Origin of the sequence: Pleionea sp. CnH1-48 (assembly GCF_024124665.1) — a bacterium.
Lineage (GTDB): Bacteria > Pseudomonadota > Gammaproteobacteria > Enterobacterales > Kangiellaceae > JAMXSB01.
In genome coordinates, this window is the sequence record NZ_JAMXSB010000015.1 from 104,922 (window position 1) to 119,676 (window position 14,755).

At 44.9% G+C, this 14,755-nt stretch carries 14 protein-coding genes; 7 read left to right on the forward strand and 7 right to left on the reverse strand.

Annotated features, from left to right (window positions below; all coding sequences use genetic code 11):
* The first annotated feature begins 358 nt into the window (after positions 1-358).
* Positions 359-1,351, forward strand: a complete 993-nt coding sequence (locus tag NH399_RS21010; RefSeq protein WP_253043167.1) for a CoA ester lyase — start codon at positions 359-361, stop codon at positions 1,349-1,351.
* A 70-nt stretch (positions 1,352-1,421) separates the two neighbouring features.
* Here NH399_RS21010 and tesB read toward each other — a convergent pair whose 3' ends face one another.
* The gene (tesB, locus tag NH399_RS21015; RefSeq protein WP_253043168.1) at positions 1,422-2,282 is read right to left on the reverse strand and encodes an acyl-CoA thioesterase II; all 861 of its coding nucleotides are present in this window, start codon (positions 2,280-2,282) and stop codon (positions 1,422-1,424) included.
* Positions 2,283-2,670: 388 nt separating this feature from the next.
* Here tesB and NH399_RS21020 point away from each other — a divergent pair, with 388 nt between their 5' ends.
* From NH399_RS21020 to NH399_RS21035, 4 genes are read left to right on the forward strand one after another with little or no spacing between them, the layout of a single operon-like run.
* The gene (locus NH399_RS21020; protein ID WP_253043169.1) at positions 2,671-2,979 is read left to right on the forward strand and encodes a hypothetical protein; all 309 of its coding nucleotides are present in this window, start codon (positions 2,671-2,673) and stop codon (positions 2,977-2,979) included.
* 9 nt (positions 2,980-2,988) lie between these two features.
* On the forward strand, positions 2,989-3,426 hold the full coding sequence (locus NH399_RS21025; protein ID WP_253043170.1) for a GNAT family N-acetyltransferase: 438 nt from the start codon (positions 2,989-2,991) through the stop codon (positions 3,424-3,426).
* Between the two features lie 20 nt (positions 3,427-3,446).
* A complete protein-coding gene (locus NH399_RS21030) occupies positions 3,447-3,959 on the forward strand; it encodes a tetratricopeptide repeat protein (RefSeq protein ID WP_253043171.1) in 513 nt (170 codons plus the stop codon).
* Positions 3,960-3,973: 14 nt separating this feature from the next.
* Complete coding sequence (locus tag NH399_RS21035; protein ID WP_253043172.1) at positions 3,974-5,827, forward strand: S9 family peptidase; 1,854 nt, start codon at positions 3,974-3,976, stop codon at positions 5,825-5,827.
* 35 nt (positions 5,828-5,862) lie between these two features.
* Here NH399_RS21035 and NH399_RS21040 read toward each other — a convergent pair whose 3' ends face one another.
* Both NH399_RS21040 and thrA read right to left on the reverse strand, forming a co-directional pair.
* Complete coding sequence (locus tag NH399_RS21040) at positions 5,863-6,810, reverse strand: homoserine kinase (protein ID WP_253043173.1); 948 nt, start codon at positions 6,808-6,810, stop codon at positions 5,863-5,865.
* A gap of 15 nt (positions 6,811-6,825) precedes the next feature.
* Entirely contained in the window at positions 6,826-9,282 is a 2,457-nt protein-coding gene (gene thrA / locus NH399_RS21045; protein ID WP_253043174.1) for a bifunctional aspartate kinase/homoserine dehydrogenase I, read from the reverse strand.
* Positions 9,283-9,416: 134 nt separating this feature from the next.
* Here thrA and NH399_RS21050 point away from each other — a divergent pair, with 134 nt between their 5' ends.
* Entirely contained in the window at positions 9,417-10,679 is a 1,263-nt protein-coding gene (locus NH399_RS21050; protein ID WP_253043175.1) for an amidohydrolase family protein, read from the forward strand.
* Positions 10,680-10,709: 30 nt separating this feature from the next.
* Here NH399_RS21050 and NH399_RS21055 read toward each other — a convergent pair whose 3' ends face one another.
* The 4 genes from NH399_RS21055 to NH399_RS21070 all read right to left on the reverse strand — a co-directional run bounded on the left by NH399_RS21055 (position 10,710) and on the right by NH399_RS21070 (position 13,797).
* Positions 10,710-11,612, reverse strand: coding sequence for a hypothetical protein (locus NH399_RS21055; protein WP_253043176.1), 903 nt, complete (start codon positions 11,610-11,612; stop codon positions 10,710-10,712).
* Between the two features lie 11 nt (positions 11,613-11,623).
* Entirely contained in the window at positions 11,624-12,292 is a 669-nt protein-coding gene (locus NH399_RS21060; RefSeq protein WP_253043177.1) for an anti-sigma factor, read from the reverse strand.
* On the reverse strand, positions 12,282-12,842 hold the full coding sequence (locus tag NH399_RS21065) for an RNA polymerase sigma factor (RefSeq protein ID WP_253043178.1): 561 nt from the start codon (positions 12,840-12,842) through the stop codon (positions 12,282-12,284). Before NH399_RS21065 ends, NH399_RS21060 begins: the two co-directional genes overlap by 11 nt.
* A gap of 169 nt (positions 12,843-13,011) precedes the next feature.
* Positions 13,012-13,797, reverse strand: coding sequence for an S-adenosyl-l-methionine hydroxide adenosyltransferase family protein (locus tag NH399_RS21070; RefSeq protein ID WP_253043179.1), 786 nt, complete (start codon positions 13,795-13,797; stop codon positions 13,012-13,014).
* 161 nt (positions 13,798-13,958) lie between these two features.
* On the opposite strand from NH399_RS21070, the gene NH399_RS21075 reads away from it, so the two are divergent.
* Positions 13,959-14,429, forward strand: coding sequence for a DUF962 domain-containing protein (locus tag NH399_RS21075; RefSeq protein ID WP_253043180.1), 471 nt, complete (start codon positions 13,959-13,961; stop codon positions 14,427-14,429).
* The last annotated feature ends 326 nt before the right edge of the window (positions 14,430-14,755 follow it).

Genomic DNA, 14,755 nt, shown 5'->3' on the forward strand with positions numbered 1-14,755 from the left:
TTTGCAGCGCAATAATACTAAACCATAGTTAAACGCTCATTTCAATCAGTTGTTTGAATTTTTTGTTGCTATCAATTTTGCTCTGGGGTATCGTTGTAACTGGTGTATTGCAGCGCAAAATTTAATCAAAAAAATCATTCGTGTGAAATGGCTATGCGTTATATGAGTGTTTAGTCTGTTTAAAGTTAGTGATTTTTTGAGTAAGAACAAGGTGATATCGAACCTTGTTTAAAGCTAATAAACAGAGTGACCTTTGATGTCATCAGTCTGTCACTTAGCTAATGGCTGAAAAAATCTATACTTACAAACAGTTTGAGTACTGAGTATAGCTGGGCAGATAAGAATTAGGAGGATGGCCATGAGCCATAAAGTACACCCTCAAGACGCATTATTCGAAGGCGAGAAGCCTTTTCCTATTATCCCATCTTGCGAACATTTTGCAGGAAGCGAAAAACTCATTCGCAAAGCGATGGCGCTGCAAGAAGAAATGGGACCCGTTTTTGATATTACCTGTGATTGTGAAGACGGCGCGGCAGCGGGTAAAGAAGTTGAGCATGCCGAAATGGTTGCTAGCGTAATTGGCAGCGATGCTAACAAATTCAATATGGCCGGTGTTCGTATTCACGACTACAGCCACCCAGATTGGAAGCAAGACGTTGATATCCTGGTTCCTAAAATCGGTGAGCGTGTTGCTTATATCACTTTGCCTAAATCAACAGCTGCTGAACAAGTCGCAGAGATGGTCCAGTACATTCAGGACGTCGCCAAAAAGAATAACATTGAGCGTGAAATTCCTATTCATGTGTTAGTCGAAACCCACGGCGCATTGCGTGATGTTTGGCAAATTGCCAAGCTTCCGTGGATTCAAGTATTAGACTTCGGCATGATGGATTTTGTGAGTGCCCACCAGGGAGCCATTCCTGCTTCTGCTATGCGTTCGCCTGGTCAGTTTGACCACCCTATGTTGCAGCGTTCTAAAACAGAAATGGTTGCTGCGGCATTGTCAGAAGGGGTTGTGCCTGCGCACAACGTGACACTTGATCTAAAAAATCCCTACCAGACATACAAAGATGCTGAGCGTGCTCGCTATGAGTTTGGTTTCTTAAGAATGTGGAGTATTTATCCAACGCAAATTCGCGCCATTATTGATGCGATGAAACCGGATTACTCTGAAGTTGAAGATGCCTGTGGTATTTTGACGGCTGCCCAAGATGCTGAGTGGGGACCTATTCAGTACAAAGGTGAGTTGCATGATCGTGCAACCTATCGTTATTTCTGGCAGTTGTTGCAGCGAGCGAATATTACCGGACTTGCGTTGCCAGAAGATGTGAAGAAGCGTTTTTTTGATTAAGTAGTACGCTAGATTCTGAACAATAAAAAAGCCGATGAGCAAAACTCATCGGCTTTTTTTTAAGCTGGGACTATTGTTTGATGCGCATGACGCCTTCTTGAGTTGAGCTAGCTACTAGCTTGCCTTCGCGATTAAAAATCTTACCAATAACGAAGCCTCGGTCATTAGACGCCGATGGACTTTCGATGGAATAGAGCAACCAGTCATCAAAACGAAAATCACGATGGAACCACATAGAATGGTCAATAGTGGCCATTTGTAGTTTTGGTGTCATAAAAGACACACCATGTGGCTGCCCCGCTGTTGGCAAAAAGCTGAAGTCTGACGCATAGGCTAACAAATAACGATGCAGTGTTTCGTCATTGGGGAGCTGCCCATTTGTTTTCATCCACACATGACGTACCGGCTCGGCTTTTTCTGGCTTCATAGGATTATGAAAATTAACCGGACGCATTTCGATAGGTTTTTCGCAGGTAAAAATGCCTCTTACTTTTTCTGGTATATAGTCAGCGTACTTTCGAGCAAACTCGAGTTCTGAAGTTAACCCATCGGGCCCCTCTACTGTGGGCATCTCTGCCTGATGGTCAAAGCTTGTTCCTGCTTCATGAAAAGATGCCGTCATAAAGAATATTGAGCGGCCATTTTGAATTGCTTTAACACGTCGGGTCGAGATGCTGCCACCGTCGCGCACATTTTCGACATCGTAGACAATCGGTTTCGATGAATCGCCCGGCAACAGGAAGTAAGAGTGGAACGAATGAACCGGGCGGTTAGCCTCAACGGTTTGATTGGCTGCCGCCAGGGCTTGGCCAATAACTTGACCACCAAATACTCGACCAAACCCCAGATTCTGGCTGTCGCCGCGATAAAGTCCGACTTCTATTTTTTCCAGGCTGAGTAAATCGACCAGTTCTTGCAACACTTGGCTCATAACATGGCTCCGAGAAATAACGTTTCTTATCTCATTTTAGGAGATATACCCGTCGCCTTTCAAGAAGCAGCGCTGATGTTCAAGTTGCAGCGCTGCGCGCACTCACCCCAATCACTTAGTGTATCTAAGCTCAGGAGATTCGCTTGCTTGCTGCCTACCTGCACCTCGAAATGCTTTGGGTATAAAATTTCTGTTCTGCAATGCTTATTGCCGATAACTGGGCAGAAACGCCAAAAAAACCATGACTTGTTGTTTTATTAGGCTACTTTTTGTTGGAGCTGCGGAGTTCCGTTGGTTGAATTTTGCCGGGCTGCGAACGATGGATTTAACTTGCATTTTGACCTGAGACGGAGGATAGTCGTGCCATCTCAACTTGCTGGAGAATTGTATGGATCTTACCGATGAATTATTAGGCGATTGTTCCCCTTATATTAGCGACATGATTTACGATATTGATGTGCGCATGGTGTTTATAGAATGTATGTTTGAGCCTAAAAAGCAGGAGCCTGCTTTACGCATCGTATTTCCTGATATTACACATTATTCAGAAACAAGTTTGCTTGATGATCCCGACGACGAAGTCATTGATGATATTGTCAGCATTATTCAGGTGGACGAAGAGACCATCAGTATCACCACTTATAAGAAAGAAATGACGCTCAAATTGGCTGGAGAACCCTTCATCGAGGACATTTGAGAGTAGCCGATGACCGTCTGCATTAGTACCGATAAGAAACTTCTGGATGTTGCGTTAATTCATCAGTTTTTAACGCAGCATTCTGCCTGGGCTCGCGGCATAGACAGGGCAACGGTAGAAAAGTCCATTGCTCATTCGCTTTGCTTTGGTGCTTACATTGAGGAGCAACAAGTAGGGTTTGCTCGAGTTATCTCAGACTATGCGACTTTTGCTAATCTGGTGGATGTTTTTGTACTTGATGCATTTCGTGGGCGAGGAGTCAGCCGCCAATTGATGTCGGCTGTCGTGGAGCATCCGGAGCTCTGTTCATTACGTCGTTTTACTCTGGCGACATCGGATGCTCATGGACTCTATGCCAAATTCGGGTTTCAGTCTCTAGTGAAACCAGCCACCTTTATGGAACGATACTTTCCTGATTGCTATCAAAACGAGTCGGAACAACAATAACTTTAAAGAGGTTCGCTATCATGGTGTTTCTAAAACGACAATATCCTGCGCTTTTTGTACTGGTGCTGAGCTTCCTTCTCTCTGGCTGCAAAGCGACTCAAACGCTTTATGAAAAAAGTTTTCAAACCCTTGAAGAAGAGTCTCAACAAGGAAAAAAAGAATCGACGCACGCTTTGTGTCATCGGTTTTTGTACGGCATCGGGTTTGAAAAAAACTATTCGAAAGCCTTTTATTGGTGTCGCAAAGCGGCAGAGACAGGAACCGCTCGCTCGGTGACTTTATTAGGCTTAATGTACTTTAATGGTTGGGGTACGCCCGTTGACTATAAACAGTCTTACAAAAAGTTTCGTTACGCCGCCGACCGAGGCGTCAACAAAGCGATGGTTATGCTTTATGAGCACTATAGTAAGGGATTGGCTGTGGCAAAGGATTCTAGAGAAGCTAAGTATTATCTGAATCGAGCCGCTTCACGTAACTATCAGCCTGCCATTGATATCAAGAACCATTTAGAAATGTCTGGTGAAAGCGAATAAAAGAGAGTAGTTGGATGTTGAGTATTACCCGAGTATTGATTGCAGCTTTCGCTGTGAGTTTTTGGTCTTCTAAACTTATTGCCGAATCAGGCTCGTTTGATATTTTGAGCTGGTTCGAGCCACAACAACAAATCGCACTGGACCTATCTGACGACGGTCAGTCAATTCTCTGGTTAAAGACCGCTGACGATGGCAGGCAGTCTCTGATCACTCAGGTGATTGGTCAGCCATCGGCAAAAAGCTATCCGTTAAAGCTTGGTGAAAGTGTTGCTTACGCTCAGTTTTTGTCAAAAGATGATGTGTTGGTGCAGTTATTAGATAGTGAGCAACATAGCAGCATTTTGTTGCTGAATTTAACTCATCAGCGCGCTGAATTGCTAGTTGTTGGTGGAGCATCTCTGGAGATCTTGCGCAGCGAAAGTGACACTGAGAGTTTTTGGGTATGGAACCGAACAAAAGCGAAAGCCGATAGATTTGATTTCTTTTCGCGGCAGCTTCGTCATTCTCAGTCTTTACCCAAAAATACCCGTTCATTAAGTGTGTCGGGCGACGGTAATTTGTGTCTGGCCACCGATGAGCAGGATAAGTTGTGGCAACTGAGCAACCAAACCTGGAAGCCCTTGTTATTGCCTGCACCTTTTTCACAGAATTATTCATCTTTAGAGGCTAATACGGATTGTCAGTCTCTATGGTTTGTCAGTAATGCCGAAACCAATACTTCGACATTATACAGTTGGACCCCCGGCAGAGACCCTGCGGCATTGTATCGTCATACTCAATTTGATGTGGATGACTTTTTAATAAACCCTGATCAAAGCCAGGTTGAAGGCATCTATTTTGATGGCTTGTATCCACAGCAAGTAGCAGAGTCGCTAGCATTTGCGCGTCTTAAGCAAACACTCCTGCATGTTGATAAGCATGGCCGTTGGAAAGTTATCGCTCGTAGCAAAAAAGAGCATTACTGGATTATTTTTGTAGAGTCGCCGACTGAGCCTGGGTTATGGCTTTGGGTGGACAGTCAGACTAACCGAGTGGTGAAGCTGCATCGACGAATGCCACAGTTAAATCGTGATACTTTATTTCCAACGCAGGCCTTTACTATCCCTGTTAAAAAAGCTGCGCCATTGACGGCCTATTTAACATCCACAACATCAGCGGGTAATAAAAAACGTCCTTTGATTATTAAGTTGCATGGTGGGCCATTTGCCGTTCGTAATCAGTGGCGTTTTTTACCAGAAGAACAGTGGCTGGCGCAGCAGGGTTATCAGGTCCTAACTCTGAACTATCGAGGTTCATCGGGATTTGGCAAACAGTCTCAGCGGCTGGTCTATCAAAATATTCTGCAAACCTTGAATGAAGATATTGAAGCGGCCGTTGATTGGTTGGAGGCCGCAAAACGCATAGATAGTGATCGCATCTGCTTAATGGGCGCAAGCTTTGGTGGATTTGCCGCTTTATCTGAATTGATTGAGCGTGACTATGATTACTTATGTGGAGTGTTGTTGTCGACTCCTGTTAATTTTGGCTGGATAGCAGAGCAAGTTGCACAAGAACAGCCCGCGTTGTTGCCTGCGTTCGTGGAGCAGTTTGGAGATTATATGCTTCCAGAATGGAAACAGCGGCATGATCTTTCACAACAACTTAAGTCTCTTGAAGCTCCAGTATTAATCATCCACGGTGGTGCTGATGAGGTTGTTCAAATTAAACATGCCGAGGCTTTGGTCAAACAATTAAAGCAACTTAAAAAATCCCATCAGGCTTTAATCTTTGACAATGAAGCCCATGGTATTAAACAACCCGAGTCGCGCAACAAAATGTATCAGGCGATTCGCCAGTTTCTACGTCAGCACTTGAGCAAAACTCAATAAGTTTTATTGGTCCTATGTGAATGATTGGTGGCAGATCAATGCTCTTCCACCAATCGAGTCCCTTTTTCTGAGAGCTGAGCTACACACGCAAACGCTCTGGAGCCTTGCCCTAGCTTATCCAACATGAGTTCATTTATTGTGCGGGCCTGTGTTGCATCTTGCGTGATCGCAAAGCAAGTAGGCCCAGAACCTGAAATACCAAAACTCAAAGCTCCTGCATCAAGACAGGCCCGTTTGGCTTGAGCAAAGCCAGGGATCAGTTGTGAGCGACAAGGCTCTATGACATCGTCTTGTAATAGAACGTATGCGCTGTTTTCGTCCTGCTGATAACTGGCGGCTATAAACGCCGCCAGTCGAGCTTGCATGGTGGTAGATGCTGCTAAAGAGACATCGTTTGGCAAAATCTCTCTGGCACTTTTGGTGGTTATCTGAATGTCTGGAAAACAAATAGCATAATGCCAATTGTTAAAGGTTGGCAGAGCAATACTGGGTTGTTCGCCTTCTGCATTGATCAATTGAAGTCCTCCAAACAAAGCTGGAGCGACATTGTCAAAGTGTTTACCGCCCGAGTTACCCCCTTCGACTTCTGCAGCCATCAAAAGCAGTTCTTTATTGTTAAAAGGGCGTTGATACCACTCGTTCAATGCATACAGCGAGGCAACAATGGAAGCGGAACTTGAGCCCAGACCGCTACCAGCAGGCAAATGTTTGGTCAGTTGGTAAGAGAGCTTCTGTGGCTCTATTGCTTGTTCTTGCAATGCTTTGTTAAAACGTCGCTCACTGACATGAATTAAATTTTCTTTATGTGCTGGTAATAGATCAGAAAACTCACCAGAGCATTCAATGTTTTGATTCGGATCTGCAAACACCACCAAATCGTCACCTAATGGGCGACTATCGGATTCGATGGCGGCGCCTAGTAAATCAAAGCCAACAATAAAGTTGCCGATTGAGGCAGGTGTAAATACACGGACAGACTGCATAAGATGGATTTCCGTTTAGGCAACAATGGTTTGTAATATATCACCAAATACACCAGCTGCTGTGACTTCGGCGCCAGCACCGTAACCTCGAATGACCAAAGGCACTGGATTGTATCTTTGCGTCGTAAATGAGAAGGCATTTTCGCCGTCACGGATACCAAATAAAGGATGTGAACTATCCACAGCAAGCAGCTGCACTTTCATTTTTCCATCAGGCTCTATGGTGCCAGCGTATCTTAGGGCTTTTGAGTGTTGTTCTGCAGCCTGATTTTTTTCGGTGTAACTGCCATCAAGTTCTGGTAGTCGCGATAAAAAGTCTTCAACACTGCCGTTGGCGTTAAAGTGGCTTGGCAATAACGGATCGATCTCGACATCCGAGAGTTCTGCTTCCAGACCAAACTCTCTGGCAATAATTAGCAGTTTTCTGGCGATGTCCATACCGGATAGGTCATCTCTTGGATCGGGCTCTGTAAAGCCTTTTTCTTTGGCTTCGATAACGGCTTTAGAAAAAGTCAGTCCGTCCTGCAGACGTCCCATGATATAAGAAAGAGAGCCTGATAAAATGCCATCAAAAGCTTGAAGCTTATCGCCACTGCGTACCAGGTTTTGTACCTGGCCTATTATGGGCAAGCCTGCACCGACATTGGTTTCGTAGCAGAACTTTTTCAGCGAGTGTTGGGTGGAATCTCTCAGGGCATTGTAATACTTCATGCTTGCGGTATTGGCTTTTTTGTTTGCTGCCACTAGATGCAAGCCCGAATCGAGAATACGCGTATAAGCCATGGCCAGATCATCATTGCTGGTGCAGTCGACAAACACTGGATTCAATGGACAACCTTGCTGGCATAGATTGAGCAGTTCATCGATGGAGCTGTTGCTGGAGCTATTGGCGAGAGCTTCCTGATAATTGTCGAGTGCAATGCCTTGTTCATTCCACAGCAACTGCCGTGAGTTTGCAATGGCGATAACTCGAATATCAATGCGCTGTTTGAGCAGATGTTGTTGCTGTTGTTGGATCTGTTGAATCAACTCGGCTCCGATGGTTCCTACACCGTATAAGACGACAGAGATAATACGCGGGCATTCAAAAAAGTATTCGTAAGTTTTATTCACTGCGGTTTTAACTTTGGCACTTCTGACTATGGCAGAAATAGACCGTTCTGAAGAATCTTGTGCAATAGCGATAATGTTAACATTAGCACTGGCCAAAGCATTAAATAAGTTGGCGGCAATACCATGAGTTTGTTTCATATTATCACCAACAACGGTGATGGACGATAAATGCGAACGCAGCTCAACAGGTTCCATTTGGTGATGTTTTATTTCTAAAGCAAATTCTTTTTCTAGTGCTTTTTTGGCTGCGATAGCGTCTTGTGCATTTACACTGAAAGCAATGGAATACTCTGAAGAAGATTGAGAAATCATAATCACCGAGATTTTCTCCCGTGACAGGCAAGAGAAAACACGGCTAGCAAGGCCTGCTTCTCCCTTCATGTTGGTGCCCGATACATTGAGCATTGCCAGATCATCAAGCATCGTAATACCAGTCACTGCTCGGTCTTCCTGCGCGCCTTCTTCTGTAATGCGAGTGCCTGTAAACAGCGGATTGAATGTATTTTTGATATAAGTCGGGATTTGATAGGTCGCAATGGGGGCAATGGTTTTAGGGTGGAGCACTTTCGCACCAAAAAACGACAGTTCCATCGCTTCATGATAGCTCAGGTGATGAATAACCTGAGCTTGAGGGATCACGTTGGGATCGGCATTATACACACCGTCAACATCCGTCCAGATTTGTAGCTCTTCAACAGATAATCCTGCTGCGAAAATAGCTGCTGATAAATCAGAGCCGTTGCGACCAAGTAATCCTGTTTGACCACTTTCATGAGTGGCGACAAATCCGGGGGCAATAAACCAGTCTCCCTTAGATGAAGTGAGTTGTTTTATTTTTTCATGGGATTTTTCTTCATCAACATGTCCCTCGAGGAGCGGGCCGCGAGTGAACAGGTAATCTTGGCTGTTAAGCTGTTGAATGTTTTTCTCGGGATTCTGTGCGCTCAGGGTATAGTGAAAGATCTGAGCCGACAAATACTCGCCAAGGCCGAGAATTCGAGCCTTGGTATGATCGGACGCATCGGCAGTCAGTTGGATACCCTGTAACCAACGAGCACACTGGGCCAGTGCCTCATCCACGGTTTTTTGACAGTCTGTGAAATCCTGCTCAGGAAACTCGGCAGATACCTCTTGCACTCTTTGTTGGTGGCGGTGTGTTAAATCCTCAAGCAAGGTTTGTGAATCTTGACCGGTTAGCGCTGCATCAATGGCTTGCTCAAGTGTATTGGTGACACCACCAAGCGCTGATACGACAATGATGCCTCGGCTATTGCTTAGTTGTTGCTGTGTGATTTGACAACTGCGCAATAAACCATCTAAATTCCGCAATGAAGAACCGCCAAACTTAAGTGCTTTCATACCTTCTTCTATTTCCTGTTATCTGTAATAGGTAGGTTGCAGTGTTGAAACACAATCGTCAATATTCAGTTATAGCCGAAACGCATAACTTTACTCAACCTTTATTGGTTCTAATAGCTAAGGGCTGTCAGTTTATGAAATGGTTTGTTTTTGTCACGTTATCGATGTTTGTTCAGCTGGTTGTCGGTGCTGAGAAGATTATTCACGCCGGAAAAATGATTGATACGATTAATGGAAAAGTAAGAGAAAAAGTTTCTATTGTTATTGAAGGCAATAAGATAGCCGCAATAAAAGAAGGTTATGTGCAAGGCGCTGAGATTATTGATCTAAAAAATGCCACCGTCATGCCAGGATTGATGGATATGCACACCCACTTGATGAATGAAATGACGGCTGAATCTTACACCGAAGGCTTTTTTCATAACGAAAGTTTTTTTGCTATCAAAGCAGTGGCCAATGCCAATAAGACCTTACTTGCCGGATTCACCACGGTTCGAGATTTAGGCGGTGATCCTAATGTGACCGTTGAGCTGCGCAAAGCTATTGATAAAGGGACTGTTCCTGGGCCTCGTGTATTTACCGCAGGTAAAAGCATTGCGACAACAGGAGGCCATGCAGATCCAACCAATGGCTTGAATCATGAGCTGATGAAAGATCCTGGCCCAAAAGAAGGTGTGGTGAACGGTGTTGCCGACGCCTATAAAGCGGTGCGTCAGCGTTACAAAGAAGGGGCCGACGTCATTAAGTTAACCGTGACTGGTGGTGTTTTAAGTCTGGCAAAAAGCGGAGAAAACCCTCAATTCACTGATGATGAACTGGATGCCATTATGGCTGCGGCCAAAGATTATGGCTTTGTGGTTGCCGTTCATGCTCATGGAGCAGAGGGTATGAAGCGAGCTATCAAAGCCGGCGTTCATTCTGTTGAACACGGCACCTATATGGACAAAGAAGCCATGAGCTTAATGAAAAAGATGGGAACCTATTATGTGCCTACCATCACCGCTGGCAAGTGGGTAGCCGATAAAGCCAATACCTATCCTCCTATTGTACAACCGAAAGCGAAAGCGGTGGGACCACAAATTCAGAAGACATTTGCTAAAGCGATTAAGCGCGGCGTAAAAATTGCCTTTGGGACCGATGCGGGCGTGTTTCCGCATGGGCTGAACGGACGTGAGTTCAAGTATATGGTTGAGGTGGGGATGAGTCCGATGAAAAGCATTCAGTCGGCAACGATTGAGACCGCCAAACTATTAAGAATAAACGAGCGATTAGGTTCTATAGAAGTCGGTAAACTGGCTGACATTGTTGCGGTAGAAGGCGATCCTCTTACTCAAATTGAATTGATGGAATCGGTCAGTTTTGTCATGAAAGATGGTGTGGTCTATAAAATGCCATAAAAGTAAGGAGGCTAAGAGCCTCCTTTGTCTTTATTGAACATAATGAATGGCGCGAGATTTTAATCGCTCAATGTCGTTTTCTGATGTTGAATCACAACGAGATAGGTGCGACTTTTTGAAGACATAGGTCAAGTCTGTTGCATTACGCTCGTTAGCAAAGTTACTGAAAATCAGTGTGATGTGCTGGTCGTTAGCTACGCTGCGTAATGATGACGAGTAATCGCACAGTGTTACCAGTGTATCGTTGATGAACTTATCTTTTTTCACGCGGTACTTGCGCGTTTTTTCTTCTCGATACTCGCTCATTTTAACTTTATAAGCACCCATCTGTTCTTTTATAGATTCAATGCGTTTTTCAACAGCTTTCTTTTTTTGTTCGATGTCATCAGAACGTTCTTGTTCTGCGTGATAGCTTTCTCTTTCCAGTTCACGTAACTCACGTAGATAATCGCGATAGTTTTCTTTTGAATCTCTTAGGGCTTCTCGCATTTCGGCAAGTTGCTCGCGAATTTCTGCCTGACGTTCTGACTCATGGTGCAGGTGTGCTAGTTCACCTTCGACATCGGGCGGCACTGGCGCTTCTGGTGCTACAGGATCTATGACGGAAGCAATGTTTCCGACGATGGCTGCAACATTATTGCCCAGACTTTCTCCCCACACTTCCCAGTCATGTGCATCGCCAAAACTCGAGCTTGGAAACAGGTGGTGAGAAAAACCACCGCCACCGAAACGAAATACGATACCCTGATTGGCGAGATAGGTGGCTTCTACTTTCACTTTACGTGGGCTATAGCTGCTGTCGTTGCTGGCTGTTTCAAAGATGCCTGTCATAATGCGAATGTCTTTTTGCACTCGCTTCATATCTGGAGCTGCCAACACTAAGGTTGATGCACTTAGGAGGCAACAGCTTACCACTAAACGTTTTAATTTCATTTGAACCTCCACTAAAGGTGATTTGTATTCGATACCTGAAGCACTCTGTTCAGGTACTGATTGTTTTCAATCTGGTTATCAAGAATGTAATCAACGCGCTTATTCATTTCTGCGTTATCCGATTCACGTTGCTTTAACCAGCTTGCCATCAGTGTTTGCATATCCTGGCGTCGTTCTTGGCGACTATGTTCCAATAGCTCTTGCAACATGCCTTTGGTAACCGTGGCCTGAGCTAATTGCTGCTCTTCGAAACGGTTGTCGATATACCCCAGTTGTTTGATGGCTAACTCGTTAATTTTTTGATCGATATGTTGTGCTAGCTGAACCTGGCTGGCCTGTCCGCCAAAACTGATGGTCACACCTTGTTGGGTGGATACTATTTCAACTTTAAAGACGACCATTAAGATAGCTAACGCCGATGTCGCCATTGATAGCCAGGGCATCCACTCAAACGCAGTTTTACGTTTGGGAATGGCGTACTCGGTGCGGTGCCAGTCGGGCACTGGTTGCGGTTGCCATTGATGGGACCATTGGCGTACTTGCAGAGCGCTTTCGTAAACCTCGCGGCATTCTTCACAGGTTTCGATGCAATGTTCGATTTCTCGATTCAGTGCCGGGTCCAGAGCGCCATCAAGATAGTCGCAAAGATGGGCTTCGACCTGTTGATGATTACATGGCATTTTGGATCTCCATTTTACCTTTTAACCGTCTTAAACCTGCATAAAGGCGTGTTTTGGCGGTATTGGTTGATATGCCCAATTGGGCGGCAATATCTTCAAACGTAAAGTGCTGAAAGAACTTAAGTTCAACAACCACTCGTTGTTCTGCGCTCAACTCTCCCAACATGTGCATGATGTGCTGGTTATCGCGATCTTGCTGCAAACTCTGCTGAGGCGAGCCAGAACCGGGTGTATGGTCGGTAGGCAGCTCATCAGCATTCAGTGTGGGTACTCGGTGTCGCGAGCGTAACCAGTCTGTCGACTTATTGCTGGCGATACGAAATAACCAGGTGGTAAAGCTGCTTTGTTGCCGAAAATTCGGTAAATTGCGATACACCGCAAGAAACACTTCTTGCATCAGGTCCATCGCGTCGTTTTGACTTCCGCTCATGCGCAGGCAATAGTTGTACACCTTGCCTTCATAGCGACGCACTAATTTCCCCCAGGCTCGTTGCGAACCATTCAGTGCTTTGTCGATTAACTTTTCATCACTATCGTTGAGTAACATCATATTTATGAGCGTTATTGGTCAGTAAGGCCTGTGTTCTTTACAATCTTAGTCGTAGGCCTCATTAAAAAAGTTTGCCTCTAAGCAGAATATTTTTAAGAAATATAAGGACTATACCCAAAGTATTCCAAAATGCAGCTAACCCGCTGCATTTTAATAGGCGACGGGACTGTCAGGCGGGCTGGAGGTGATTGAGCGCAATGGAGACCAGATCGCCCACTTTTAGATTAGCTTCACGGCGTATAGAGCTTTGATAAACCGCCAGTTCGATTTGTTGATCGCTGTTAATTAATGCCAGACGACCGTGGGCAGGTGCGGCACAATAATGTTGGCAGAGCGGAAAATTGAGTGACTGGCATTGTATTTCTAATGGCTGATTTTTAGGAATGTCGCTGGCAAAAATATTGGTAATGGCATTACCGAAGTGATCAAAAGCAACCACCTGACCGATAAGTGAGTTGCCGACTAATTCTGCTTCGGGATAAACCAACTCGTGAATGTGCAGCAAGGGATCGGCCATTTTTTCGATAGGGGTACCCTGAGCCAGCTGAGCTGCTGCTGGAGCAAATAACGCCAGCCCATCAAAACTATCGTGCTTTTGCCACCATTGGGTATGGCTGCGCAAGGCGTACGCCTGGCATTCTTTGTATTCTTTGGCTGCAAATGAAAGCACGCCGTTATCTGGCCCTACTAGCCAATGACTATCACACTTCAAGGCTAGCGCTTTGCGCTCAGAACCAACACCGGGATCAACCACCACCAGATGAATACTATTGTCTGGGTAGTGCTGGGTGTAGCGTTGTGCGGCCATTGCGGCTTGCCAAACATTTTGTGGCGCAACATCGTGAGCGACATCATGAATTTGAAATCCATGAGTATGGCTGAGCAGATAGCCCTTCATACAGGCAACGTAACCATCGCGATGCCCAAAATCCGTCATTAACGTGATATGCCCCATTGCGTTCTCCCCAAAACTGACTGCTTGCACTGAGTGATATGATGAAAGTGCAATATCTCAACAGGTTAGAGTCTTTTCGCGTAAAAACGCGACTATAACGACTTTATTTTAATCATAACCCAGTGTTATATTTTCTTTTAGACCAATAATAGGGGGAGATTATGAAAAGCGCTACACAATGGTTTCAAGAGTATGGCGAGAGCCACCAGAATAAAACCAATAAATTAATCCATTGGCTGTGTGTACCTGCGATTTTCTGGAGCGTTGCTTTGATGTTGTGGGATGTGCCTCAGCCGTCCTGGATGGCCGAGTACGCTTGGTTGAATTGGGCGACTTTGACGTTAGCTTTTGTGATGATTTTTTATACGCTCATGTCACTGAGTTTAAGTATTGGTATGTTGCTATTTTCTGTCCTTGTTATGTGGGCTTGTGCAGCATTACAGTCGATATCTCCTATTCCACTGTGGCAAGTTGGCGTGGGTATTTTTGTGGTGGCGTGGATTCTTCAGTTTATTGGTCATCATATCGAAGGCAAAAAGCCTTCTTTCTTTCAGGATATTTTCTTTTTGTTGATTGGTCCTGCTTGGTTGATGGGATTTGTTTATCAAAAGCTGGGCATCTCTTATCGCTAATTTTTGACGGGCGTTTAGTAAGGTCAAGATTCTTACTTGGCCTTTTAATGTGGTAAATTGACGCAGATGCATCGATATCCGAGTAGTGGCGATAGACTCCACGCGAGATAGTTTGTAAACTGCGTGCTGATTTAGGATTTCATACCTTGCCACTTACGTTGGCTATCATGTGGTTTATCCTTTTACTAATCTCGTAGATCAATATATTGCCTTCAGATCCGTGTTATCTGTAAGACGTGTGGAGATTAGCATTAAGACTGGCTTGTCTAGAACAGCATCTCTTAGTGAGAGTGCTTTGTCGCTTTAAAACAAAATGTTTACACCGC

Bases quoted from the DNA above. Each gene is read 5' to 3' on its own strand.
- thrA (WP_253043174.1), bottom strand. From the start codon at position 9,282: ATGAAAGCACTTAAGTTTGGCGGTTCTTCATTGCGGAATTTAGATGGT.
- NH399_RS21040 (WP_253043173.1), bottom strand. From the start codon at position 6,810: ATGCAGTCTGTCCGTGTATTTACACCTGCCTCAATCGGCAACTTTATT.
- tesB (WP_253043168.1), bottom strand. From the start codon at position 2,282: ATGAGCCAAGTGTTGCAAGAACTGGTCGATTTACTCAGCCTGGAAAAA.
- NH399_RS21025 (WP_253043170.1), top strand. From the start codon at position 2,989: ATGACCGTCTGCATTAGTACCGATAAGAAACTTCTGGATGTTGCGTTA.
- NH399_RS21035 (WP_253043172.1), top strand. From the start codon at position 3,974: ATGTTGAGTATTACCCGAGTATTGATTGCAGCTTTCGCTGTGAGTTTT.
- NH399_RS21070 (WP_253043179.1), bottom strand. From the start codon at position 13,797: ATGGGGCATATCACGTTAATGACGGATTTTGGGCATCGCGATGGTTAC.
- NH399_RS21020 (WP_253043169.1), top strand. From the start codon at position 2,671: ATGGATCTTACCGATGAATTATTAGGCGATTGTTCCCCTTATATTAGC.
- NH399_RS21055 (WP_253043176.1), bottom strand. From the start codon at position 11,612: ATGAAATTAAAACGTTTAGTGGTAAGCTGTTGCCTCCTAAGTGCATCA.
- NH399_RS21010 (WP_253043167.1), top strand. From the start codon at position 359: ATGAGCCATAAAGTACACCCTCAAGACGCATTATTCGAAGGCGAGAAG.
- NH399_RS21075 (WP_253043180.1), top strand. From the start codon at position 13,959: ATGAAAAGCGCTACACAATGGTTTCAAGAGTATGGCGAGAGCCACCAG.
- NH399_RS21060 (WP_253043177.1), bottom strand. From the start codon at position 12,292: ATGCCATGTAATCATCAACAGGTCGAAGCCCATCTTTGCGACTATCTT.
- NH399_RS21050 (WP_253043175.1), top strand. From the start codon at position 9,417: ATGAAATGGTTTGTTTTTGTCACGTTATCGATGTTTGTTCAGCTGGTT.
- NH399_RS21065 (WP_253043178.1), bottom strand. From the start codon at position 12,842: ATGATGTTACTCAACGATAGTGATGAAAAGTTAATCGACAAAGCACTG.
- NH399_RS21030 (WP_253043171.1), top strand. From the start codon at position 3,447: ATGGTGTTTCTAAAACGACAATATCCTGCGCTTTTTGTACTGGTGCTG.